The sequence below is a fragment of the Alcaligenes sp. SDU_A2 genome, assembly GCF_038237375.1.
GTDB lineage: Bacteria > Pseudomonadota > Gammaproteobacteria > Burkholderiales > Burkholderiaceae_B > Alcaligenes.
This window is the reverse complement of the sequence record NZ_CP151273.1, coordinates 86,232-108,736: the sequence shown is the minus strand read 5'-3', so window position 1 is coordinate 108,736 and position 22,505 is coordinate 86,232. Positions and strand designations below refer to the sequence as shown.

Here is a 22,505-nt window from a genome sequence, read left to right as displayed (position 1 = left end):
CTATGCTTACGCGTCAGTCACTAGATTTGCGCCAGCAGCAAACGCTGGCTTTGACGCCGCAATTGCAACAGTCTATTAAAGTGCTGCAGCTGTCGGGAGCGGAACTGGAGCAGGAACTGACCCAGGCCTTGCTGGAAAACCCTTTGCTGGAGCGCATGGACGAGCAGGCGGATGTCGCTGCAGAGTCTTCCGACACGGTGTCGGAGGGCGCGGAGCCGTCGTGGGCGACGTTGGATTTTTCCAACTCTCGTCGCAGCGATGATGACGAGGATTGGTTGCCGGAGGCCTCGGTGTCCCAGGACCTGGGAGCTTACTTGCGCGGGCAGCTCGGTTTGTTGCGCCTGGCGTCACGTGATTTGGCTTTGGCTCAACTGTTGATCGACGAGCTCGATGACAACGGCTATCTGCCTTGTTCATTGGACGATATTTTGTCCTATCTGCCGGTCGAGCTGGAGGTGACCCTGCAAGAGCTGCGCTGCGCGTTGGCCAGAGTGCAGTCCCTGGAGCCGCCCGGCGTGGGCGCGCGTGATCTGGCCGAATGCCTGGAGCTGCAATTGATGCAGATGGCGGCTGGCCTGGACGCCGATCTGTTGCGCTGTGCCCGCCATCTTGTCTCCGAACATGTGCATAGCTTGGCCTCGCCCAGTCAACTGCGCCAGCGTGTGGCGGGTCGTTTTGCGGCGGATCTGGTTGAACGAGCCCATTATTTGATTCTGAAATTGGACCCCAAGCCGGGGCGCGCCTGGACGCAGAGCGTATCGGCCTATGTGGTGCCCGATGTTTTGTTGCGCCGGAGCGCCGGGCGCTGGCAGGCCGTGCTCAATCCATTGGCGATGCCGCGTTTGCGATTGGCCTCTTTGTCCGGGTATGAGTTGGATACGCATCCGGCCTTGCTGGCCGAACGCCAAAAGGCGCAGGGTCTGCTGCGCAGCGTCAATAGCCGCTTTGTGACGATCCTGCGCGTGGCGCAAGCCATCGTCGAGATTCAACAGGATTTTTTTACGCGCGGCGCAGCCGCTTTGCGGCCCATGCAATTGGCCGATCTGGCGGCCGAGCTGGACCTGCACGAGTCCACGATTTCGCGTGCCACCCGTCAGAAGTACCTGCAGACCCCACAGGGCGTCATGGAGCTGAAGCAGTTTTTCAGCGTGGGGTTGAGCAGTGCCGATGGTCGCAGTGATGCGTCGGCCTCGGCTGTGCGGGCCTTGATTGCCCAGATGATACGGAGCGAATCGCCGGCCCGGCCGCTGTCCGATCAGCAGATTACCGACCAATTGCAGGCGCAGGGTTTGAGCGTGGCACGACGCACCGTGGCCAAGTATCGCGAAGCCGAAGGCCTGGAAACGGCATCCCGCCGCAGGATGCGTGCCGCGGCGGGCGCGTAAGGCACGGCCTCCTGCCCCCGCGCGATCATTCGGTATGTTGCAGAATCGACGCGCTTTTTGTGCCTGCCCCACAGTGTGGTCTTGGGCTTCATAGGGCGGCGTGAGCAGGCCGGTAAATTAAATGAGAATGGCTCTTGATCTTTGCAGTATTCTTGATGATAATTGTTCTCATGTATATTTGCATATGTAATGCCATCACCGAGCGTCAAGTACAGGAAGCTGTGCAAGGCGGCGCTGCCAGCCTGGCGGACCTGCAAGGTCAGCTGGGGGTGGCGTCCTGCTGTGGGTGTTGCGCGGAAACGGCTCAGGATTACCTGCCTGGTGGGCGTTACGCCAATCAGGTCATGATTTCGGCCGCTGGGGCAACCCGTGTCGAAGACGCCGCCAACGACAACCTGATTGCCGAGCCTTCCTTCGAGCGTCTTGTCTGCCGCGCTTGAGGCGGCAGGTACCGCTACTTGAATCGACTCTCCCGCTCCCAGAGTGGGAATGAGTTTCGTTAGTCCTGCTATTAACCCAAATCTGCAACGGATCGGGTAGCCGGACGGGCGTGTTTTGTGTTTTCTCCCTTCTGTGCATGGTAGTCTTTGGTTTTCTATCCCCCAAAGCCTTGGGCTAGGTTTCGTGTGCGCGCCGAAACCAAGCCGGTCCCTTGCGAGGGCATCCGGCTTTTGCTGTGGCAAGCCCAGCCAGATTCACAGGAGAAGAACATGTTTGGCGATAAAGTGGTGGTTCAACATCTGAACAAGCAACTCAAGAACGAGCTGACGGCCATCAACCAGTATTTTCTGCATGCCCGCATGTTGAACCATTGGGGTTTCAACAAGCTGGGCAAGCACGAATACGACGAATCCATCGGCGAGATGAAGCACGCCGATATGCTGATCGAGCGCATTTTCATGCTCGATGGCCTGCCCAATCTGCAGGACATGCACAAGATCATGATCGGCGAAAACGTGCCGGAACTGCTGGGCTGTGATCTGAAGCTGGAAAAGGCCGCTCACCAGACCGTGGTCGAGGCGATCGAATATTGCGAGTCCGTGCGCGATTACGTGTCTCGTGACCTGTTCCTGAAGATCTTGGACGATACCGAAGAGCACATCGACTGGCTGGATACGCAGATCGACTTGATCGAGAAGATCGGGTTGCAAAATTACCTGCAATCCCAGATGGGCGAACACGGCGAATAAAGCGTCATCGTCGTTGCTCGAAATATAAAAGCCACTCCGTAGGAGTGGCTTTTTTGATGGGGCAGCGGCGTGCTTAAAACGCTTTGCTAGGGCAGCCGGGTACCCGACCCCAGGCGTTATTGGGGCCACAATACTTATTACGCGCCTCCCAGGAACAACTGGGGCGCTCGAAAAAGCCCTTGGCTCCGCACGCGTTCAGTTCCTGTTGTAACTGAGCTTGCCAGGCACCGCTGCTGGCTACTTGCACATCTTGTGGCGGTGCCGGAGGAGGTGGGGCGATATCCACGGGCTGTATGGGCTGCTGTCCGTTCAGATTTCCGACAGTGGCAATGCCTTGCAGTTCGCGGTTCTGCTCGGCCATGGCGATTTGTATGGCTTCTTCCAGTGAAATGGAGGTGGTGGCCAAGGCAATGGGCGGTTGTTCGCCTTCCAGGGATTCGGTATTGATTTCCCAGGCAACCGGAGTTGGTGCCGGTGGCACCCCCAGGCGGCCATCGGGCAGGGGCTGAGGCGGCTGCGCGGTAAAGGGCTTGCCGTCGGCGTCCAGGGTGGGCAAGTCGTTGGGATCGGCCTGCACTACGACCATGGACTTCTCGGGACCGTGCGCGATCAGCCAGTTTCCCAATTCCAGGCCGCCCCACACCGAGGCTCCTGCAGCCAGCAGCAAGACAGCAATGATAAAACGCCAGGGCATAGGCAATGTCTCGGTCTAGTCAGTGGGCAATCCGCAGCCGGATGCGTGAAAGTAGTTAAATGGAGCCGACATTGTAGCGAAATGTCGGCTCTGCTCTTGTGACAGAATTAGACTGCGTCCCCGAAAACGTGTCCGCCATGCTCGCGCAGGGCGTGGAATTCGATGCCGGGGTTCAGCTCCTGGGCTACGCGCAGCTGTGCCGGCGATGTGGCCAGAAAGGCGGTGGCGTCGACCACGTCGTAGGCAATGTTGCCAGCGTTGGTTTCGATGAATTTCTTCATGTCCTTGGGGTCTTTGGCCGTGACCCAACGCGCCATGTTAAAGCGGCTGGACGATAAACGCGCGTCCACGCCGTATTCTGTCTTGAGCCGGTGGGCCACGACTTCAAACTGCAGCTGTCCCACGGCACCCAGCAGCATCATGCCACCGGCCATGTGCGGACGGAAAACCTGGATCGCGCCTTCTTCGCCCAGTTGGGTCAGGCCGGTGCGCAACTGCTTGGTGCGCAAGGGATCTTTGACCTCAATGGATTGGAACAATTCGGGCGCAAAGAACGGCAGGCCGGTAAATTGCAGGTTTTCGCCTTCGGTCAGCACGTCGCCCAGTTGCAGCACGCCGTGGTTGGGTACGCCGATGATGTCGCCGGCAAAGGCATCGTCCAGCAGTTCGCGTCGTTGGGAAAGAAAGGACACCACGTTGTTGGGGCGAATTTCCTTGCCGGTTCGGGACACTTTGAGCTTCATTCCACGCTTGAAGTGGCCGGAGCTGACCCGTACAAATGCTACGCGGTCGCGGTGCGCCGGGTCCATATTGGCTTGCACTTTGAAGACCACGCCGCTGAACTTGGGCTCGTCGGGTTGCACTTCGCGTTGCAGCGCCGTGCGGGGACCAGGGGCCGGGGCCAATTCCACCAGGGCGTCCAGCACCTCCTGTACGCCGAAGTTGTTGATGGCCGAACCGAAGAATACGGGCGTCTGGCGACCTTCCAGGAACGCCTGGTGGTCGAAAGCGGGCGCGGCTTCGGAAATCAGTTCAATTTCTTCGTGAGCCTTTTCAAAGGCTTCGCCAAAGCGCTGGGCAATGACCGGGTTGTCCAGGCCTGGAATCAGTTCGTCGTCATCGCCGTGGCGTTCCTGGCCTGGCTTGAAGACGCGCATATGGTTCTGGCGCAGGTTGAATACGCCGCCAAAGCGACGCGCCATGCCGATAGGCCAGGAGAAAGGCACCGCTTCCATGCCCAGGTGCGATTCGATTTCCGAAAGCAGATTCAGCGGTTCCTGTACTTCGCGGTCCAGCTTGTTGACGAAGGTGATGATGGGCGTGTTGCGCGCGCGGCAGACTTGCAGCAGGCGTATGGTTTGCGGCTCTACGCCGTTGGCCGCGTCGATGACCATTAGGGCGGCGTCCACGGCGGTCAGCACCCGGTAGGTGTCTTCGGAGAAGTCCTGGTGGCCGGGGGTGTCGAGCAGGTTGATGACACAGTCGCGGTATTCCATCTGCATCACGGACGAGGCCACCGAGATGCCGCGCTGCTTTTCGATCTCCATCCAGTCCGACGAGGCGTGACGGCTGGCTTTGCGGGCCTTGACGCTGCCGGCGATCTGGATCGCGCCCGCGAACAAGAGCAGTTTTTCCGTCAGCGTGGTCTTGCCCGCGTCGGGGTGGGAGATGATGGCGAAAGTGCGGCGTTTCTTGACTTCAGAGCGTATGTCACCGGACGACATTGAAAATCCTTGTGGCAGCGCCGCTGTCGGCGCGTGGAAAACAGTGAGCGAATTATCCGTAAAGGGCGGCTGCGGGGCAAGCCGCAGCATGTGGCCGGGCGGGGTCTACTGGCGCGAGACACCTGCCAGTACGGTGCCGGCCAGGATGAACAGCGAGCCGAAGATGCGGTTCATCAGCCGGATGTGGCGTGCCTGGCGCAGCACACGCAGCATGCGAGCGGCCAGCGAGGTGTAGCAGCCCATGGCGACTAGGTCTGTAAAGCACAGAGTCAGGGCAATCAGCAGGTACTGCAAGGGCAAGGGTCGGCTCAGGTCCAGAAATTGCGGCATGATGGCCAGCAGAAAGACTGTGCCTTTTGGGTTGGTGATATTGATCAGACAGCCGCGCAGCAGCAGGTCGCGGATGCGAAAGTCGCTGGGCTCCTGGCCGGTAACGTGGACCGGCATGGCATCGGTGCGCAGTTGTTTCCAGCCCAGGTAGATCAGGTAGGCAGCGCCCAGCCATTTGATGATGTCGAACGCCAGTTCGGAACGGGCCAGAACCTGGCCCAGCCCCAGGCTGATGATGAGCACCTGGATCATGATGCCCAGATTCAAGCCTATGGCCATCCAGTAACCACGTCGGAAACCGTATTTGAGTCCGGAGGACATGGATGAGATTGCGCCGGGCCCGGGCGAAAAAGAGATGACCCAGGAGGCGGCGAAAAAGGCGAGCCAGGTGCTCAGTGCCATGATGTCGTTCTATCCAGAGACGGGCGCATGGCCCGCCTCTGGCAGGCAATGCGCCTTGTACGGGAATCAGGCCTTGGCGTGCTGTGCGCCGCGACCACCGTTGCCACGGCCTTGGCCTTGACCGCGGCCTTCCTGGCGACCTTGGGCAGGACGGCCCTGGGCAGGCGCGCCGTTGCGGCGAGGACGGCTGTCGTTGGCGGGGCGACGTGGGCGGGTGTCGGCATTGCCGCGGCTCTCGCCGGGACGGGCCTGACCCGACGAGCGGCGTGGGGCATGTGCGCGCGGAGCCGGTGCATTGTTGAAGCGGCGTTCGGCGTAGCTTGCCTCGTCGGCTTGTTCTTCGGCAATCGCTTGGCGCGAAGGGGGCGTCCAGCCTTCGACCACGATACGCTCGATAGGATTGCGCGTCATGCGTTCGATCTGCTTGAGCAGACGCATTTCGGTGCGGTCCACCAGCGACAGGGCCACGCCTTCGCTGCCGGCGCGGCCGGTACGGCCGATGCGGTGTACGTAATCTTCGGGTACGTTGGGCAGCTCGAAGTTGACCACATAAGGCAACTGGTCGATGTCCAGGCCACGGGCGGCGATATCGGTGGCAACCAGCACCACGACTTTGCCGTTCTTGAAGCCGGCCAGCGCACGGGTGCGGGCTGCCTGGCTCTTGTTGCCGTGCAGCGCTTCGGCGGCCATGCCGTCCTTGGACAGTTTTTCGGCCAGGCGATTGGCACCGTGCTTGGTGCGGCAGAACACCAGCACTTGATTCCAGCCGCTTTCACGGATGATGTGGCTGAGCAGGTCGCGCTTGTGGGACTGGTCGGCCAGGATGACTTGCTGGGTGATCAGTTCGTTGGTGGTGTTGCGGGCGGCAACGGCCACTTCTTCGGGGTTGCGCAGCGAACCACGAGCCAGTTCGCGGATTTCGTCCGAGAAGGTGGCCGAGAACAGCAGGGTCTGGCGTTCCACGGGCATCAGGCTGAGAATCTTGCGGATGTCGCGGATAAAGCCCATGTCCAGCATGCGGTCGGCTTCGTCCAACACCAGGATTTCCACGCCGGTCAGGTCTACGGTGCGCTGACGCACATGATCGAGCAGACGACCGGGCGTGGCCACCAGAATGTCCACAGGCTTGCGCAGGGCGCTGAACTGCGGGTTGATGTTCACGCCGCCGAAAATGACCAGCGAACGCAGGCGCGCATGTTGACTGTACAGGCGTACGGATTCCTCGACCTGGGCAGCCAGTTCGCGGGTGGGAGCCAGGATCAGGGCGCGTGGGCGACCAGGCTTGCGATTTTGCAGAGGGTTGTTCAGCAAGCGATGCAGGATGGGCAGGGTAAAGCCTGCGGTTTTACCGGTGCCGGTCTGCGCGGCGGCCAACAGGTCTCCGCCGCCGATGACCTTGGGGATGGCCTGTGCCTGAATGGGGGTGGGGTGTTCGTAGCCTGCGTCGGTTACAGCACGCAACAGGGGTTCTGCCAGCCCGAGGGAGGCAAAAGTGATTTGAGAGTCCAAGAATTTTCCAGTGACCAGCCCAAAAGCCCTCTTCGGGGCCCTACCAATCCAGGCTAACGTATTTTAGGTTTATGGCGACGATGCCACGGCAGGGGCAAGAACGCCGCCTGCTGCAAGAGGCGCAGTGATTGGTGCGCTGCGCAATCAACCATTATAACGTGAAATCAGTAAAAATCCTCATTGACCACCAGAACTTGCGTGTTTGGTGCGCTCGAAAAAACCACAGTTCTGATCCGATGCGCCTGGAGTCTGGTTTACAGACACATGACATGAATTGTAAAGAGCTTGCATTCGCGTACTTGTCCTGGGGCAGGGGGCGGTTTACGCTTGGCGGGTCGGCCCGTCCGGTGTCGCCCTGCGTTTGTGTGGTCGGTTTGGACGGTGCGCTTTGTTGTTTGCCCGCTTACTTGTGCAGGAAGAAAATCATGACATCTTGGATTCGATGGATATTTATTACCGGTGTGGCCGCGCTCTTGTCGGGCTGTGGCTACAACGAAATCCAGCGTCTGGACGAACAGGTCAAGGCCGCCTGGTCGCAAACCCTGAACCAATACGAACGGCGCGCCGAACTGGTGCCCAAGCTGGTCAGCGCCGTTAATGCCTATATGGTCAACGAACGCGCCGTGCTGACGCAGGTCACCGAAGCGCGCGCCAAGGTCGGCACCATACAGATGAAGGTGGATGATGTGGATAATCCACAGGCCATGGCGCGTTTCCAGGAAGCGCAAAATCAACTGTCCTCGGCCCTGTCGCGTCTGATCGCCGTGTCCGAGAATTATCCGCAGCTCAAGAGCGATGGCTTGTTCCGCGACTTGATGACACAGCTGGAAGGGACCGAGAACCGCATTGCCACCGAACGGGGACGTTATGTGCAGGCCATTCAGGAGTACAACCTGTTCATCCGCCAGTTCCCCACGGTGATCACCGCCAAGGTGTTTGGTTACCAGGTCAAAGAAAATTACGGCGTGGATCGCCAGAGCGAGATCACGCGCGACCCCGAAGTGAAGTTCGACCTGCCAGTCACGCCTGCGCCGGCCGCCCGCTAATCGCTTTACGGAGGTATCGCCATGACACCGCGTCAATGTGCAGGCCGGATTGCTCCAGAAGTATGCATGCGTGTGCCGGGTGCAGGCTGGTGGCTTGCGCTGGCTGCTTTGCTGCTGACCTTGCTTTTGCCTTGGAGCGCCGCCCTGGCCAAGCCCGAGCCTGTGCCGGCCATCGATGGTTGGGTCACGGACACCACCGGCACCTTGTCGGCCGACCAGAAGGCCCGCCTGGATTCGCAGTTAAAGGCCTTGGAGCAGGACAAGGGCGCGCAAGTGGTTGTGTTGATGGTGCCGACCACGGGCGAGGACACCATAGAACAGTACGCCCTGCGCGTATTCGATACCTGGAAGATAGGCCGTCAGAACGTGGACGACGGCATTTTGCTGCTGGTGGCCAAGGATGACCGGCGCATGCGTATTCAGACCGGCTATGGCCTGGAAGGCGCGGTGACCGATTTGCAGTCCGGGCGCATCATTCGCGAACAAATGATGCCGCGTTTTCGCGAAGGCGATTTTTATGGCGGCATCCAGGCAGCGACTGACAGCCTGGCCGGGCTGGTCAATGGCGAGGATCTGCCGCCGCCACCCAAAACGGCACCCGTGACCTCCTCCGGCGAAGAAGGCGTGTTTTGGGAACCCTTGCTGGCCGTGGGTGCCATTGTGTTTTTTGCTTCGCCTGTGTTCGCCGCTTTGGCGGCCGGGGTCTTTACGCTGGTCGTGTCGGGCAGCATCTGGCTGGCTCTGATCGCGGCAGTTGTCGGTGCCGTGCTTAGCCTGATAGGGCGTTTGTTCGGTGCGGGCGGCAAGTCCAGCTCGGGCCGGGCGTCGCGCCGCGGCGGGGTCATCGGCGGGCTGGGTGGCTATGGTTCGGGAGGTGGCTTTGGCGGCGGCAGTAGCAGCGGCGGGTTCGGCGGCTTCGGTGGCGGTGGCGGCGGCGGTGGCAGTAGCGGCGGTGGCGGTGCCTCCGGCAGTTGGTAGCACCTAAGGGAGAACGTATGAGCAATACCTGGAAGAACCTGACGGGCTGGGCTTCATTGGAAGGTCAGTGGCTGCGTCGCCGCCATTTCAATGCCGAAGTGCTGGCCCATTTGGCCGAGCAGATCCGTAAAAGTGAACAGCATCACAGTGGCGAACTGGTGGTGGCCATCGAAGCGGTGCTACCCGCGCATGAAGCCGACAGCGCCCAGCGAGCGCTGGAGGTGTTTGGCCGTTTACGCGTCTGGGATACGCCTCTTAATAGCGGCGTGCTGCTGTATTTGGCGCTGGATCAGCGGCGCATTCATATTATTGCCGACCGTGGCATTCAGGCTCAGCCGGTTCAATGGGAGGCAATCTGTCGGCAGCTGGAACAGGATTTGGCGGCCCGCGAGTATCTTTCAGGCCTGTTGACGGCGGTCAGTGCTATCGAGCAGGTGTTGCAGCAAGGCGCGCCTGCCGCCGATGGCGCTGCGGGCGACAATGCCTTGCCCGACGCGCCCGTGCTTTTGTAAATGACAGTGCGCGTCATGCATGCCAATGAAGAAACCGGTCGCTGGCAGCAGCAGACCTTGATCGAGGCCATACGTCTGCGTGAAACGATGTGGGGGCCGATCGAGGATTTGGCCGAATCGCGTCGTGCGCGGGCGGCAGGTGGCCCGTTCGCGCAGCGTATATGGCTGCGGGCGGCGGCTCTGGCCAGGCGAGATGGGTTGCAGCAAGCCTGGATGCAGTGGTGGCAGGGCGCGCGCTGGCTGTTGGTTCTGATGGCAATCTTCGCCCTGCTGGCAGGCGCGGGTGCGGCAGCCGGCGCTCTGGGCGATGGCACGCGGCCGGTCAATGTCTTGCTGGCGTTGGGAGCCTTGCTGGGTCTGCATGTGCTGACATTGTTTTTTTGGCTGTTCAGCCTGGCCTGGGCCGGCAAGGGGGTGGGCGGCGGCAGTTGGGCGGGCGATGCCTGGCTGTGGCTGAGCCGTCGCATGGTCAAGGGTGAAGGCAGCCTGGTACCCCAGGCCTTTGTCGCTGTGCTGGCGCGCCGACGCAGTCAGCCGTGGTTGCTGGGCATGATCAGTCACGGCTTATGGATTCTGGCCTTGCTGGCCGCTTTGTGTACCTTGTTGGCTTTGCTGGCGTCGCGTCGCTATCAATTCAACTGGGAAACCACGCTGCTCTCGCCCGATGCCTTTGTCTGGCTGACCGAGCGTATCGGCGCATTACCATCCTATTTGGGTTTTTCCATGCCTGATGCGCAGACCATACGTATCAGCGATGGCTTGCATGTGCTCGATGCCCAGGCCCAGGCGCAATGGTCCGGTTGGCTGCTGGGTGCCTTGGTGGTCTACGGATTGGTGCCGCGCGTGCTGGCCTTGGCCTGGAGCATATGGCGCTGGGCACGGCATAGCGCGGGCTTGCAATTGGACGACAGCCTGCCGGGGCTGGCGGAGCTGCGGCCGCGTTTGATGCCGGCCAGCGAACCGACGGGCGTGGATCGCTTGGCTGCGCCCGATACCGTGGCACATATACAGGAAGGGCCGGAGTCCGTGCTGCTTGTGGATGCCGTATGCGTTGTGGGTTTGGAACTGGCACCTGAACGCGCCTGGCCGCCATCCTTCATGCAAGCCGACATGCAGGATCTGGGCCGCGTGGATTCACGCGCCGAACGTCTGGCTGTATTGGGGCGTTTGCAACAAGCAGCGCCTAGCCAATTATTGATGGTGTGCGATGCCGGGCAGACGCCGGATCGCGGCATGGTTGCCACGCTGGTCGAATGGGCGCAAATGGCGCGGCGCGCCGATGTCATCCTGTTGGATGCCGCTGCCGCGCAGGCAGACCCGGAGCGTCGCCGCAGTTGGCACGAACGTCTGAGCGCGGCTGGTTTTGCGCCGGATCAGGTTCACGATTGTTGGCCCCCGGCCCTGACGGAGAGCACACCATGAGCCACGCGGCGTTAAGTCTGGCAGTTGTCGGGCACACCAATACGGGCAAGACTTCTTTGTTGCGCACGCTGACGCGCGATACAGGCTTTGGCCAGGTGCGCAACCGGCCCGGCACGACCCGCCATGTCGAGGGTGCGCGCCTGAGCGTGGACGAAGAGGCGCTGGTGGAATTGTTCGATACCCCCGGTCTGGAGGACAGCATGGCGTTGCTGGACTTCATGGATCAGCTCAGTCAGCCGGGCGAACGCATCGACGGGCCTGAGCGCATTCGGCGCTTTCTGGAGTCGCCGGCGGCACAGGGACGCTTTGAGCAAGAGGCGCGGGTGCTGCGCAAACTACAGGCTTGTGACGCCGGTTTGTATGTGATCGATGCCCGCGACCCGGTGCTGAGCAAGCACAAAGACGAATTGACGCTGTTGGCTTACAGCGGCCGGCCTTTACTGCCGGTGCTCAATTTTGTGCGCAGTCCGCAGGCGCGGATACAGGAATGGCGCAGCGCCTTGGCCCGTCTGGGCCTGCATGCCCTGGCCGAATTTGACACGGTGGCTCCTGCCTTGGATGGCGAGGCCCTGCTGTACGACAAACTGGCCGTGCTGCTGGAGACGCATGCCGATGTCTTGCACAGGCTCAAGGCCGATCTTGCGCGGCAAGCGGTCCTGCGCCGGCGCGACGCCATGCGCTTGCTGGCCGAATTGTTGGTGGATGTGGCGGCGTGGCGAATTAGCAGTGCGCCGGATGCGCCCTCTTTGGAGCAGGCTGGACAGGATTTGCGGGGCCGGGTGGCCGAGCGCGAGGCCAAGAGCGTGCAGGCTTTGCTGCGTCGCTACAGTTTTACCCGTCAGGACCTGGTGGGTGACCTGCTGCATTTCGATGGCGAACGCTGGGGCATGGACTTGTTCGATCCTCAGGCCTTGAAAGAATTTGGTGTGCAATTGAGCAAGGGCGTGGCCGCCGGTGCCATGGCCGGAGCGACCCTGGATGTGGTCACCGGAGGCTTGAGCCTGGGCGCGGGCACGATGTTGGGCGCGCTGGCCGGCGGCTTGTGGCAAGGGGCAGACAAATGGGGGCAACGGTTGATGGGCAAGCTGCGCGGCGAAACCGAACTGAGCGTGGATGATGCCGTGCTGCGCCTGTTGGCGGTGCGCCAACTAAGCTTGATTGCCGCCTTGGAGCGGCGCGGCCATGCCGCTCAGACGCCCTTGCGCATGGGCGAGATCGATGCCGACACTCTGGACCAGCCCTTGCAGCGGGAGCTGAACGTATGGCGTACCCAAGCCTTGCCCGAGTCGTTGCGTCTGGCGCGCATCCATCCGCAGTGGTCCGCCTTGCGGGATGATTATTCCCCCGATGCCCGGCGTGAAGCGTGCGTGCGCCAACTGGCCGAGCGCCTTGTGGGGGGCGGGCAATAAAAAAGCTTCTTCGCTAAATACCGGGAATTCCTTTGTAGTGGGTGGGCTGTTTGGGCCAAGTGGACAGAAACTCGGGTTCTCGCCAGACCAGCCATAGCGGGCCGGCTTGGCGGGGTCCTTCGCCCGCGCTGTGCGCGGGTTCCCTGGTCAGGATACCGGGGCGGGCGGGGCGTGAACTCGCAGGGTGATTCGCCCATTGGACGAATCACAAGCGTCCTGCTCGAACAGCACGCCCCTTGTCTCCCGCCCCAGCATCCCGCCTGCGGCGAAGGGCCTGACTCGCCCGCCGGCCCGCTATGGCTGGTCTGGCGAGAACAGCACCGCAGTGCTTGGCCCAAACGGCAAGGCGTACGTTGTACAAGGTATCAGTCATCCGCAGAACTTCTTGTTTGGCATGAAGGCGTATAGCCGGGGCTATGTCGTCGGTGTTTTGAGCCGTTCAAGGCGCAGCAAGATCGGAAGGGGCAAGTCATCAGCCCCGTCCAAGCGTACTGCGTCTTGAATGGCGTCTTCAAAAAACCAGTTTCTCATCGACTGGGTAAATTGGATCTCGGAATTTTTCGAAGAACCATAGAAAAACCGCCTGACAAGGCAGGCGGTTCCGGCTGCTCGATCGTGCGGTCAGGAGCGCTTGGCGATCAGACCGTAAACAAACAGCACAATGATCGAGCCTACGATCGAACCTATCCAGCCAGCTGCTTCGCCCGGCTGATACCAGCCCATGGCCTGGCCCAGGTAGCCAGCTACCAAGGCCCCGACAATGCCCAGAAGGGTGGTCAGTATCCAACCCATTTTCTGGTCGCCGGGCATGATGGCCCGTGCCAGCAAGCCCACAATAAAGCCAACAATGATCATGGAGATGATGCCCATCGCGCTGCTCCTGTCTGTGTGTTTGCCGGCCTTGGGGTGGCAGGCCGGTGCATGTATGTTAGGTATGAAGTATTACCGCGTCTAGTGTTCGAGCAGGCTGGAATACGGTTGAAAAGTGAGATTTTGTTAAGGAAAGCACGCAGGGACGCGACAGCCCGTGCTGACGTATAGTGTTTTCATGTCTATTCCTCTGCCTGTCCTGGATCTGCGCGATTGCGATCCCGCCTCCCCGCTAAGGGCGTTCATCGGCCTGTGGCCCGATGAGGGCACACGCGCGTACCTGCAGGAGCAAGCACGGTTGGCGAACCAGACATATGGTGGTCGGCAAATGCTGCCCGAGCATTTCCACTTGACGCTGGCTTTTCTGGACAGCAGCCCCGTGTCGGCTTTGCGGAATCTGGCCGCGCAGATGCCGGACTGGGTGGAGCCTGAGATTGCGTTCGATCTGAACATTCAGGGCGTGTTTGTGAAACCGCAGGTGGTGTGGGCGGGGCCGGATCAGACGCAGCAGCAGGCGCTGGATGCCTTGCAGCACTGGCACGAGGATATTTGGGACCGCCTGCTGGAACTGGGCTGGATGCGCAGCGAACGGCGTTTTCGCCCGCATGTGTCCTTGCTTCGGCATGCACGGCTGACGCAGGCCGATACACAAGAACACGCCTTGCCGCGTCAGCCTTTTGGGGCGGCGGGAGTGGGCCTGGTGGTGTCCGTGCCTGGACCGGGGCGTAGCCAATACCATGTGGCGGCATGCCTGGGCGGGGCAAAGGAACACGGGCGGTGTTTGCCCGCTCCGACAGGTGTCGTGCCAGAGTCTTAAACGGCTCCGGCCAGGGCCGGAGATCCTGAGAACAGGCCGGCATACCGGTCGCAGACAAGGCTGGACATGAATATCCGGTTTTTGGAGACATTTACCTGGATTGCCCGTCTGGGCAGTTTCAGGGCGGCGGCGAATAAACAGCATCTGACGCAGGCTGCCGTATCCGGGCGCATTGCTGCCCTGGAGAACGAGCTGCAGCAAGCCCTGTTCGAGCGCGGCAATCGCGAAGTACGCCTGACCCCGGCTGGCCGAACGCTGCTGCAGTACGCCCAGCAGATGCTGAGCGTGGAGCAGGAGCTGCGGCAAGCCTTGGCCGGTCCGCGCAGCTTGCGCGGACGTGTGCGCCTGGGCGTGGTGGAGTCCATTGTGCATACGTGGTTCAAGGCCTTGATGCAGGAGCTGCATGTCCTGTATCCCGAGCTGGAGATCGAGCTGACGGCCGAGTCCACGCTGCGTCTGCACGATCTGCTCAAGCGCGGCATTATCGATGTGGCTTTGCAGACCGATCCCATCATGGGGGACGGCATACGCAACTTGCCTATGGGCGCTATGCGCATGGGCTGGGTCAGCATGGCTGGGGGCGTCATTCCGCCTAGCTGCAGCCTGCAGGAGCTGATCCGGCGCTGGCCGGTGGTGACGTTTCCGCGCGGCTCTCAGCCGCATCTGGCTCTGGTTCAGTTACTGGAGCAGCAGCATGTGGATCAGGCCCACATCCATTATGTGTCATCGATTGCGGCCAGCACACAGCTGCTCGATGCCCAGCCCTGTGTGGGTACCTTGCCTGTGGCGGCGGTCGGTGCGCAACTGGCCGGCGGGCATTATCAGGAAGTGCAGTGCGAACATTGCCTGCCGGATCTGCGTCTGGTGGCCAGTTGGCGCCCCGATCCCTTGATGCGAACGTCAGAGGCCGTGATCGGCGTTGCTTTGGACAGGATGGGCCAATTTGCGGCCGACCATCCCACCCAGGCCAGACCGCCGCCCGATACCCGAACCTTTGCAATCTGAGGCTTGAGGGTTTTCCCCTTAAACGCCGGCAGCGTGCGACGGCACGATGGCGCGGCAGTCCATACACCATGCGGATCTGTGTTTGTGATCGGTTTTTCCTATCGAAGCATGCCAAAAAAAACCGTTGGAACCAGATCGTCAGGCGTTACAGAATCGGACTAAGAGAGTATCAACGCTGATTGTCGGGAGAGGCTTGTGTCTGCTGTTTTGCGTACTGATCGTAGCGCGCCGGGTGAATTGTTCATCTGGACGGATATTGCGCCGGAGTTCGAGGCGGATTTCAACCAATGGTATGACCGCGAACATATGGCCGAACGGGCAGCGATTGCCGGTTTTGACTGGTCGCGCCGCTATGTGCAGCGGGGGCAGGGTCGCAAATATCTGGCTGTGTACCGCACCCAGTCGCTGGATGTATTTACCAGCGCGGCTTACCGAAAGGCGTTCGAGCACCAGACCGACTGGTCCATTGCCAACTTCGGGCGCATGCGCAATACCCAGCGGCGCGTCATGGCAGTGTCGGTGCTGGGCGGCCAGGGTACGGGTGGTGTTTTGCTGCTGGCCCGTCTACCCGCAGGGCAGGCGGGCCAGCCGCTTCTTGCCCATGCACAGCGCTGGCTTGAGCAGATCGATGGCTTGTTGACGTTGCGCGTGCTGACGCCGGACCCGGAACTGTCTACGCCCTTGCCGTCCGAAGATATGAACCATCGCACGCTTGATGCGTATTTGCTGGCCGACCTGACCACGGCCCAGGGCGCGCACGCCTTGACGACGCGGCTGCAACAGGACTGTGGTCTGGAAGCGGCTGATGTCAACGAGTTTTCCTTGTTGTGGGATCTGCGTTCAACGGATCTGAATGCGGGCCGCACCCAAGGCGGCCATTGAGTCAATTCACGAGAGAGGCTTACAGATGATCAAAAAAATGCTTTTTGCCGCCTGCGCACTGGCGTTGGCCGGTACCGCCCAGGCAGCCACTAATTGGAATATGTCCACCGAGCAGCCCGATGGCAACTTCCTGACCCAGAACGCGCGCGAGTTTGCGGCCGACATTAAAAAAGCCACCAATGGCGAATTGAACATCAATGTGCAGTCCAATTCGGTGCTGCTCAAGCGGCCCGAGGTCAAGCGCGGTGTTCAACAAGGCGTGGTGCAGGCCGGCGAGATGCTGGTGGCGGCCATCGGCAACGAAGATCCGCTGTTTGAAGTGGATAGCGTGCCGTTCCTGGCCTCGTCCTTTGATCAATCCGAAAAACTCTGGAAGGCGACCCGGCCTATGCTGGCCGAACGCCTGGACAAACAGGGCATCGTGCTGGTGTATGGCTCGCCCTGGCCACCGCAGGGCATCTATACCAAGCAGCCTGTCGAGCAGCTCTCCGACCTGCAGGGTGTGCGCTTCCGGGCTTACAGCCCGGCCACCAGTCGTCTGGCGACCTTGATGGGCGCGGTGCCGACCACGGTACAGACTCCGGAAGTGCCGCAGGCTTTTTCTACGGGCGTGATTGATGCCATGTTGACCTCTCCGGCGACCGGCGTGGATTCGCAGGCCTGGGACTATGTGAAGTATTACTACGATGCACAGGTTTTTATTCCGCAAAGCTTTGTCATCATCAACAAGCGCGCCTTTCAGCGTCTGCCCGAGGTTGTGCAGAAAGCGGTTCTGGAGGCTGGACAGCGTGCCGAAGAGCGTGGCTGGGCCATGTCCCGCGAACAGACTTCCAAGTTGACCCAGACCATGGCCGACAAGGGCATGGTGGTCGGCAAACTGCCCGAGAAGCTGGCCGGCGAGCTGCATAAAATCGGCGACACCATGACGCAGGAGTGGTTGGCCAAGTCCGGCGCGGACGGCCAGAAGCTGCTCGACACCTACCGTCAGCCCTGACGGAGCGCCGCCATGATCTGGTTGGAGCGTTTGGCCAGGCTGTGCGGCGCACTTGCCGCGCTCTTTCTGTGCTTGATCGGCGTGGTGGTCACGGCTCAGATCGTGGCGCGGCTGTTTTCCATGCAGATTCCGGCTTCGGATGATTTTGCCGCCTGGTGCATGTCGGCGTCTGTTTTTTTGGCGTTGCCGTATGCCATGCTGCACGGCGACCACATTCGTGTGTCGCTGCTGCTGCAGGTGATGCCGGCGCGCCTGCACCGACCTTACGAAGTGTTGGCGACCGTGTTGGGCCTTGTGTTGGCGGCCTGGTGCGCCTGGGAAACAGGGCTGTTTGTCTACGAGTCCTATATGTATAACGAGGTCTCGCAAGGCATGTTGGCCGTGCCGCTGTGGATTCCGCAGGCGGGCATGCCTATCGGGTTGGGCTTGTTGGCCTTGATGTTGCTGCGGCGTTTGCTGCGCTGTCTGCAGGGGCAGGAACTGGAGGCCACAGAGCATGGCTGATCTTTCACAAGCAATTGTGCTGTTCGTGGCCCTGATTGCGCTGCTGTCGCTGGGCGTGTGGGTCGCACTGGTGCTGGTGGCGTGTGGTGTGCTGTCCATTGTGCTGTTCGCCGATGCGCCGGCAGGCATTATTTTTGCCACCAAGGCCTGGGATTCGTCGGCCAGTTGGGCGTTGACGGCTTTGCCGCTGTTTATCTGGATGGGCGAAATCCTGTATCGCACTCGTCTGGCCGAAGACATGTTCAGTGGCCTGGGCCCCTGGGTGCAGCGTTTGCCGGGCCGTCTGGTACATGTAAATACCTTGGGTTGCGGTATTTTTGCGGCGGTCAGCGGCTCGTCGGCTGCCACGGCCGCCACCATAGGGCGCATTTCCCTGCCCGAGCTCAAGGCGCGCGGCTACGACGACAGCATCAGCATAGGGTCTTTGGCCGGTGCAGGAACGCTGGGTTTGCTGATTCCTCCGTCCATCGTCATGATTGTCTATGCCGTCGCGGCACAGGTCTCCATCATCCGGCTGTTCGTGGCCGGCGTGTTGCCCGGCGTGCTGCTGATGTGCCTGTTTTCGGGCTATATCGCGCTGTGGTCCATTCGTCACCCTGATCGCGTGCCCCCTGCTACCGAGCAGATCAGCCTGGGCGAGAAAATCCGCCGTCTGCGCCTGCTGGCCCCGGTGGTGCTGCTGATTCTGGCGGTGATAGGGTCGATTTATGGCGGCATCGCTACGGCTACCGAAGCGGCGGTGCTGGGGGTGATCGGGTCGCTGATCATCGCCGCTTTTGGCCGCTCCTTGAGCTGGGCCACCTTCACGGCCAGCTTGCTGGGCGCGGCGCGCACCTCCTGCATGATTTCTTTTATTCTGATCGGGGCGGCTTACCTGACCAGCGCCATGAGCTTTACCGGCTTGCCCGCGAATCTGGCCGCCTGGATAGGTTCGTTGGGCCTGAGCCAGTATGCGCTGATTGCCGTGCTGACGGTTTTTTTCATTATTCTGGGTGCCTTTCTGGACGGCATCTCCATCGTGGTGCTGACGACGTCGGTGCTGTTGCCCGCCGTGCTGGCGGCCGGCATTGACCCGATCTGGTTCGGCATCTACCTGATTCTGACCGTGGAAATGGCGCAGATCACCCCGCCTATCGGCTTTAATCTGTTCGTTATCCAGGGCATTACAGGGCGCAATCTGTTCGAGCTGATGCGCATGGCCTTTCCCTTTTTCCTGGTGCTGGTGCTGGCGACGGTGCTGGTGACGGTTTTTCCGCAAATCGTGATGCTGCTGCCCAACGCCATGTAAAGGTAGCGACGCCGGCGTAGCGCGTTGATGACATTCGATGTCAGGCGGAATCAATTCCGTTAGACTACGCCTCATGACGAATTCCTCGCCTGCGTACCTTCGTTCCGACAGCTCCGGCCAATTGCACCTGCTGGGCGATTGGACCTTGCGCCATTACGATGCATTGCAGGCCAGTCTGGCGCAGGCGGCGGAGCCAGACAGCGCACATGAGCTTGATTTCAGCGAACTGCGCGCGCTCGACACCGTTGGCGCTCAGTTGTTGTGTGAATGGCTGGGCACCCAGCGTGTGCAGGCAGCGTTGGATGGAGCGCACGGTTTGTCCGACGAACGTCGGCAGTTGCTGCAGACTGTGGCGCGCGCCATGGGCCGCACCCAGTCGGCACCTGCTGCGCCGCGCCATTGGCTGGTCACCGACTTGTTGGAACGGGTGGGTATGTCCACCGAGCGGTTTTTCCGCCAGGCCCGCGACCTGCTGGGCTTTATCGGTCTGACGCTGGAAACCTTGTTTCTTAACCTGCTACGCCCCAGCCAGTGGCGCGTCACCTCCATTGTGGCGCAGCTGGAGGAAACCGCGTTTAATGCCGTGCCCATCGTGGCCTTGCTGACCTTTCTGGTCGGGGCCGTCATTGCGTTTCTGGGGGCGACCGTATTGGCTGACTTCGGGGCCACCATCTATACCGTCAATCTGGTCGGTTTTTCCTTTCTGCGCGAGTTCGCCGTCTTGCTGACGGCCATCTTGATGGCCGGTCGCACGGCCAGTGCCTTTACGGCGCAGATCGGCTCCATGAAAGCCAACGAAGAAATTGATGCTTTGCGGGCCCAGGGCCTCAATCCCATGTTGATTCTGGTGATCCCGCGCGTACTGGCCATGTTGCTGGCCATGCCTATCCTGACCTTTATCGGCATGGTCGCCGGTATTTTTGGCGGCGCTCTGGTGTGCGCGCTGACGCTGGACATCTCGCCCACCATGTTCTTGAATATTTTCAGTCAGGACATCGATCTGCGGCATTTCATCCTGGGCATGGCCAAGGCACCGGTCTTTGCGTTCCTGATTGCCGTCATAGGCTGTCAGGAAGGGTTCAAGGTCAGCGGCAGCGCCCAGTCCGTGGGCGAACACACGACCTCGGCAGTTGTGCACTCTATTTTTATCGTGATCCTGATCGATGCCCTGGCGGCGTTGTTTTTTATGGAGATGGGATGGTAGAGGCACAGCGCAAGCCCATTATCCAGGTACGTGATCTGAGTAATCGCTTTGGCGACCACGTAGTGCATGAACACCTGGACATGGATGTGTATCCGGGCGAAATCGTGGGCGTGGTGGGCGGATCGGGCACCGGCAAGTCCGTATTGCTGCGCTCCATACTGGGCCTGCGGCCCCCTTCGGGTGGAACCGTCCGTATTTTCGACCAGGAGATCGGCGCGCTGAGCGCCGATGAGCGCTCGCGTCTGGAGCGTCGTCTGGGCGTGCTGTTTCAGCAGGGGGCCTTGTTTTCATCGCTGACTGTCGTCGAAAACATTGCCATGCCCTTGATCGAGCATATCGGCTTATCGCGCCCCAAAGCGGAGCATATTGCCGCCATGAAAATGGCGCTGGCCGGCCTGCCTGCCAATGCGGGCAGCAAGTTCCCGTCCGAATTGTCGGGGGGCATGATCAAGCGCGCCGCGCTGGCCCGCGCTCTGGCCCTGGACCCGGAAATATTGTTTCTGGACGAGCCGACGGCCGGTCTGGACCCTATCGGTGCCGGGGAATTCGATCAACTGATCCTGACCTTGCGTGATGCGCTGGGTCTGACGGTTTTTTTGGTGACACACGACCTGGATACGCTCTACACCATCTGCGACAGGGTCGCGGTATTGGCGGAAAAGCGTGTGCTGGTCAATGACACGCTCAGCCGTGTCGAACAATTCGATAACGTCTGGATTCGGGAATATTTCCAGGGTCCGCGGGGAAGGGCTGCTCAGCAGGCCCAAGACCGACGTCAGGAGCACGCTTAATGGAACCTCGCGCCCATCATGTATTGATCGGGGTCTTTACCTTGCTGGTCGCCACGGCGGCTGTGTTGTTTTCGCTTTGGCTGTCCAAGGCAGGCCGGGACGCCGAAACCCGCGACTACGAGGTCGTTTTTCTGGAAGGCGTGCGCGGCCTGTCGCGCGGCAGTGCCGTGCAGTACAACGGCCTGCGCGTGGGGGAAGTGCGCTCTTTGCGGCTGGACCCCAAGGATTTGCAGCGTGTGCGCGCCTTGATCACCATTCAGGCGGCGATTCCGATTCATCAGGATACGCATGCGCGGCTGGCTCTGGCCGGTATTACTGGGCAGTCCGTTATCGAGCTAGGCGGCGGCACGCCCAGCAGTCCCCTGCTGCAGGCCTCGGATGACGGTCTGCCGGTCATTGTGGCCTCGCCTTCGCCGCTGGCCCAGTTAATGGCGGGCGGCGAGGAGTTGATGAGCCGCATATCCGACCTGCTGGAGAATGCCAATCATTTTCTGTCCGCCGAAAATTCCAAATCCATTTCCGCCAGCCTGGGACAGCTGGAGAAGTTGATGGGGCAGTTGTCCACGGCCAGCGAAGATGTGCCCGGACTGATCCGCGAATTGTCCGCGGCCAGTCAGCAGGCCACTGCGCTGCTCCAGTCTACGCAGGGCCTGATCGACAAACAGGGTGCGCAGGCCATGAATGCCATCCAGAGCTCAATGCAGGACTTCAGCAAAGCGACGCAAAACCTGGACAAGCTGCTGCGGGACAATGCGGCGGCGATAGGCCGTGGTGCCCAGGGCCTGACCGAAATCGAGCCGACCTTGCGTGAGTTGCGTCAGGCGCTGGCCGGTCTGCGGGCGGTCACGACCCGGCTCAATGACAACCCGGCCGGCTATCTGCTGGGCCGCGAACAACTTCAGGAGTTCACGCCATGATGTCTGCTTTTGTACGCCGTCTGGCGATGGGTGCCGCTGCAATGAGCACGGTTGTGCTGACCGCCTGCTCTGTGCTGCCTGCGCCGGAGTCTCTGACGTATTATCAGTTGCCGGCCGCCACTTTGGCCGCCCAGGCGTCCGATCCGGCCCGACAGGCTTTGATCGTGCAGGTGGACAGGCCTTATGCCGAGCGTGCCTTGGCCAGTTCGCGCATCATTGTCTTGCCCGATGGCAATCAACTGAGCGCCTACCAGGGCGTGCGTTGGAGCGATGATGCGCCCGCCTTGTTGCGCAATCGTCTGGCCAGCGCCTTGCGTGATACGGGCCAGTTTCGCGCCGTCACCCTCGATAGCGATGCGTTGGTGGCGGATTGGGAACTGAGCGGCAACTTGAATGCCTTCCAGGTGGTGTACGTACAGGGAGCGCCGCGCGTGCGCATTCAGTTCGATGCTGCGTTGCGCGATCAGCGCAATGGCGCGCTGGTGCAGACGCGCCGTTTTACGCAGGAAGAACCGGTGCAGGGCACGGCGGTGCCGCAGGTGGTGCAGGCTTTTGGCAGCGCGGCCGATGCGCTGGCGCTGCAAATCAGCCAATGGCTCGGTTCGGTGCCGGTATCGGCCAGAACGCCTTGA

General features: G+C 61.0%; 23 protein-coding genes. 18 read left to right on the top strand and 5 right to left on the bottom strand.

Annotation, left to right across the window (positions count from 1 at the left end; all coding sequences use genetic code 11):
- Positions 1–2 precede the first annotated feature (2 nt).
- The 3 genes from rpoN to bfr all read left to right on the top strand — a co-directional run bounded on the left by rpoN (position 3) and on the right by bfr (position 2,575).
- A complete protein-coding gene (gene rpoN, locus AADW57_RS00525; protein ID WP_341668113.1) occupies positions 3–1,385 on the top strand; it encodes an RNA polymerase factor sigma-54 in 1,383 nt (460 codons plus the stop codon).
- A 152-nt stretch (positions 1,386–1,537) separates the two neighbouring features.
- Complete coding sequence (locus AADW57_RS00520; RefSeq protein WP_445819159.1) at positions 1,538–1,825, top strand: (2Fe-2S)-binding protein; 288 nt, start codon at positions 1,538–1,540, stop codon at positions 1,823–1,825.
- 270 nt (positions 1,826–2,095) lie between these two features.
- On the top strand, positions 2,096–2,575 hold the full coding sequence (bfr, locus tag AADW57_RS00515; RefSeq protein ID WP_341668111.1) for a bacterioferritin: 480 nt from the start codon (positions 2,096–2,098) through the stop codon (positions 2,573–2,575).
- Between the two features lie 73 nt (positions 2,576–2,648).
- On the opposite strand, the gene AADW57_RS00510 is transcribed toward bfr, so the two are convergent.
- The 4 genes from AADW57_RS00510 to AADW57_RS00495 form a co-directional block, all read right to left on the bottom strand.
- The gene (locus AADW57_RS00510; RefSeq protein WP_341668110.1) at positions 2,649–3,269 is read right to left on the bottom strand and encodes a hypothetical protein; all 621 of its coding nucleotides are present in this window, start codon (positions 3,267–3,269) and stop codon (positions 2,649–2,651) included.
- Positions 3,270–3,376: 107 nt separating this feature from the next.
- A complete protein-coding gene (locus tag AADW57_RS00505; protein WP_341668109.1) occupies positions 3,377–4,993 on the bottom strand; it encodes a peptide chain release factor 3 in 1,617 nt (538 codons plus the stop codon).
- 105 nt (positions 4,994–5,098) lie between these two features.
- Positions 5,099–5,725, bottom strand: coding sequence for a LysE family transporter (locus AADW57_RS00500; RefSeq protein ID WP_341668108.1), 627 nt, complete (start codon positions 5,723–5,725; stop codon positions 5,099–5,101).
- Between the two features lie 66 nt (positions 5,726–5,791).
- Positions 5,792–7,234, bottom strand: a complete 1,443-nt coding sequence (locus AADW57_RS00495) for a DEAD/DEAH box helicase (RefSeq protein ID WP_341668107.1) — start codon at positions 7,232–7,234, stop codon at positions 5,792–5,794.
- 425 nt (positions 7,235–7,659) lie between these two features.
- Here AADW57_RS00495 and AADW57_RS00490 point away from each other — a divergent pair, with 425 nt between their 5' ends.
- The 5 genes from AADW57_RS00490 to AADW57_RS00470 all read left to right on the top strand — a co-directional run bounded on the left by AADW57_RS00490 (position 7,660) and on the right by AADW57_RS00470 (position 12,601).
- Positions 7,660–8,280: a LemA family protein gene (locus AADW57_RS00490; protein ID WP_341668106.1), complete on the top strand. Its 621-nt coding sequence runs from the start codon at positions 7,660–7,662 to the stop codon at positions 8,278–8,280.
- A 66-nt stretch (positions 8,281–8,346) separates the two neighbouring features.
- On the top strand, positions 8,347–9,258 hold the full coding sequence (locus AADW57_RS00485) for a TPM domain-containing protein (protein ID WP_445819189.1): 912 nt from the start codon (positions 8,347–8,349) through the stop codon (positions 9,256–9,258).
- A 17-nt stretch (positions 9,259–9,275) separates the two neighbouring features.
- Positions 9,276–9,770: a TPM domain-containing protein gene (locus tag AADW57_RS00480; RefSeq protein ID WP_341668104.1), complete on the top strand. Its 495-nt coding sequence runs from the start codon at positions 9,276–9,278 to the stop codon at positions 9,768–9,770.
- Positions 9,771–11,192, top strand: a complete 1,422-nt coding sequence (locus tag AADW57_RS00475; RefSeq protein ID WP_341668103.1) for a DUF2868 domain-containing protein — start codon at positions 9,771–9,773, stop codon at positions 11,190–11,192.
- Complete coding sequence (locus tag AADW57_RS00470; RefSeq protein WP_341668102.1) at positions 11,189–12,601, top strand: DUF3482 domain-containing protein; 1,413 nt, start codon at positions 11,189–11,191, stop codon at positions 12,599–12,601. Before AADW57_RS00475 ends, AADW57_RS00470 begins: the two co-directional genes overlap by 4 nt.
- Before the next feature lie 621 nt (positions 12,602–13,222).
- Here the strand turns inward: AADW57_RS00470 and AADW57_RS00465 are convergent.
- Positions 13,223–13,471, bottom strand: coding sequence for a GlsB/YeaQ/YmgE family stress response membrane protein (locus AADW57_RS00465; RefSeq protein ID WP_341668101.1), 249 nt, complete (start codon positions 13,469–13,471; stop codon positions 13,223–13,225).
- A 178-nt stretch (positions 13,472–13,649) separates the two neighbouring features.
- Here AADW57_RS00465 and thpR point away from each other — a divergent pair, with 178 nt between their 5' ends.
- The 10 genes from thpR (at position 13,650) to AADW57_RS00415 (ending at position 22,505) form a co-directional block, all read left to right on the top strand.
- Positions 13,650–14,288, top strand: a complete 639-nt coding sequence (thpR, locus tag AADW57_RS00460) for an RNA 2',3'-cyclic phosphodiesterase (RefSeq protein ID WP_341668100.1) — start codon at positions 13,650–13,652, stop codon at positions 14,286–14,288.
- 66 nt (positions 14,289–14,354) lie between these two features.
- Positions 14,355–15,293 carry a LysR substrate-binding domain-containing protein gene (locus AADW57_RS00455; protein WP_341668099.1) on the top strand — a complete coding sequence of 313 codons (939 nt, stop codon included), beginning with the start codon at positions 14,355–14,357 and terminating at the stop codon, positions 15,291–15,293.
- Positions 15,294–15,488: 195 nt separating this feature from the next.
- Complete coding sequence (locus AADW57_RS00450; protein WP_341668098.1) at positions 15,489–16,175, top strand: hypothetical protein; 687 nt, start codon at positions 15,489–15,491, stop codon at positions 16,173–16,175.
- A gap of 25 nt (positions 16,176–16,200) precedes the next feature.
- Positions 16,201–17,169 carry a TRAP transporter substrate-binding protein gene (locus tag AADW57_RS00445; RefSeq protein WP_341668097.1) on the top strand — a complete coding sequence of 323 codons (969 nt, stop codon included), beginning with the start codon at positions 16,201–16,203 and terminating at the stop codon, positions 17,167–17,169.
- A 12-nt stretch (positions 17,170–17,181) separates the two neighbouring features.
- Positions 17,182–17,673 carry a TRAP transporter small permease gene (locus AADW57_RS00440; RefSeq protein ID WP_341668096.1) on the top strand — a complete coding sequence of 164 codons (492 nt, stop codon included), beginning with the start codon at positions 17,182–17,184 and terminating at the stop codon, positions 17,671–17,673.
- A complete protein-coding gene (locus AADW57_RS00435) occupies positions 17,666–18,961 on the top strand; it encodes a TRAP transporter large permease (protein WP_341668095.1) in 1,296 nt (431 codons plus the stop codon). The genes AADW57_RS00440 and AADW57_RS00435 overlap by 8 nt, the downstream gene beginning before the upstream one ends.
- Positions 18,962–19,034: 73 nt before the next feature.
- Positions 19,035–20,165: an MlaE family ABC transporter permease gene (locus AADW57_RS00430; RefSeq protein WP_341668094.1), complete on the top strand. Its 1,131-nt coding sequence runs from the start codon at positions 19,035–19,037 to the stop codon at positions 20,163–20,165.
- A complete protein-coding gene (locus AADW57_RS00425) occupies positions 20,159–20,956 on the top strand; it encodes an ABC transporter ATP-binding protein (RefSeq protein WP_341668093.1) in 798 nt (265 codons plus the stop codon). The genes AADW57_RS00430 and AADW57_RS00425 overlap by 7 nt, the downstream gene beginning before the upstream one ends.
- Positions 20,956–21,873: an MlaD family protein gene (locus tag AADW57_RS00420; RefSeq protein ID WP_341668092.1), complete on the top strand. Its 918-nt coding sequence runs from the start codon at positions 20,956–20,958 to the stop codon at positions 21,871–21,873. The genes AADW57_RS00425 and AADW57_RS00420 overlap by 1 nt, the downstream gene beginning before the upstream one ends.
- Entirely contained in the window at positions 21,870–22,505 is a 636-nt protein-coding gene (locus tag AADW57_RS00415) for an ABC-type transport auxiliary lipoprotein family protein (RefSeq protein WP_341668091.1), read from the top strand. The genes AADW57_RS00420 and AADW57_RS00415 overlap by 4 nt, the downstream gene beginning before the upstream one ends.

Coding starts and splice junctions, on each gene's coding strand:
- rpoN (WP_341668113.1), top strand. CDS start 3: ATGCTTACGCGTCAGTCACTAGATTTGCGCCAGCAGCAAACGCTGGCT.
- bfr (WP_341668111.1), top strand. CDS start 2,096: ATGTTTGGCGATAAAGTGGTGGTTCAACATCTGAACAAGCAACTCAAG.
- AADW57_RS00510 (WP_341668110.1), bottom strand. CDS start 3,269: ATGCCCTGGCGTTTTATCATTGCTGTCTTGCTGCTGGCTGCAGGAGCC.
- AADW57_RS00505 (WP_341668109.1), bottom strand. CDS start 4,993: ATGTCGTCCGGTGACATACGCTCTGAAGTCAAGAAACGCCGCACTTTC.
- AADW57_RS00500 (WP_341668108.1), bottom strand. CDS start 5,725: ATGGCACTGAGCACCTGGCTCGCCTTTTTCGCCGCCTCCTGGGTCATC.
- AADW57_RS00490 (WP_341668106.1), top strand. CDS start 7,660: ATGACATCTTGGATTCGATGGATATTTATTACCGGTGTGGCCGCGCTC.
- AADW57_RS00485 (WP_445819189.1), top strand. CDS start 8,347: ATGCGTGTGCCGGGTGCAGGCTGGTGGCTTGCGCTGGCTGCTTTGCTG.
- AADW57_RS00480 (WP_341668104.1), top strand. CDS start 9,276: ATGAGCAATACCTGGAAGAACCTGACGGGCTGGGCTTCATTGGAAGGT.
- AADW57_RS00475 (WP_341668103.1), top strand. CDS start 9,771: ATGACAGTGCGCGTCATGCATGCCAATGAAGAAACCGGTCGCTGGCAG.
- AADW57_RS00470 (WP_341668102.1), top strand. CDS start 11,189: ATGAGCCACGCGGCGTTAAGTCTGGCAGTTGTCGGGCACACCAATACG.
- AADW57_RS00465 (WP_341668101.1), bottom strand. CDS start 13,471: ATGGGCATCATCTCCATGATCATTGTTGGCTTTATTGTGGGCTTGCTG.
- thpR (WP_341668100.1), top strand. CDS start 13,650: ATGTCTATTCCTCTGCCTGTCCTGGATCTGCGCGATTGCGATCCCGCC.
- AADW57_RS00455 (WP_341668099.1), top strand. CDS start 14,355: ATGAATATCCGGTTTTTGGAGACATTTACCTGGATTGCCCGTCTGGGC.
- AADW57_RS00445 (WP_341668097.1), top strand. CDS start 16,201: ATGATCAAAAAAATGCTTTTTGCCGCCTGCGCACTGGCGTTGGCCGGT.
- AADW57_RS00440 (WP_341668096.1), top strand. CDS start 17,182: ATGATCTGGTTGGAGCGTTTGGCCAGGCTGTGCGGCGCACTTGCCGCG.
- AADW57_RS00435 (WP_341668095.1), top strand. CDS start 17,666: ATGGCTGATCTTTCACAAGCAATTGTGCTGTTCGTGGCCCTGATTGCG.
- AADW57_RS00430 (WP_341668094.1), top strand. CDS start 19,035: ATGACGAATTCCTCGCCTGCGTACCTTCGTTCCGACAGCTCCGGCCAA.
- AADW57_RS00425 (WP_341668093.1), top strand. CDS start 20,159: ATGGTAGAGGCACAGCGCAAGCCCATTATCCAGGTACGTGATCTGAGT.
- AADW57_RS00420 (WP_341668092.1), top strand. CDS start 20,956: ATGGAACCTCGCGCCCATCATGTATTGATCGGGGTCTTTACCTTGCTG.
- AADW57_RS00415 (WP_341668091.1), top strand. CDS start 21,870: ATGATGTCTGCTTTTGTACGCCGTCTGGCGATGGGTGCCGCTGCAATG.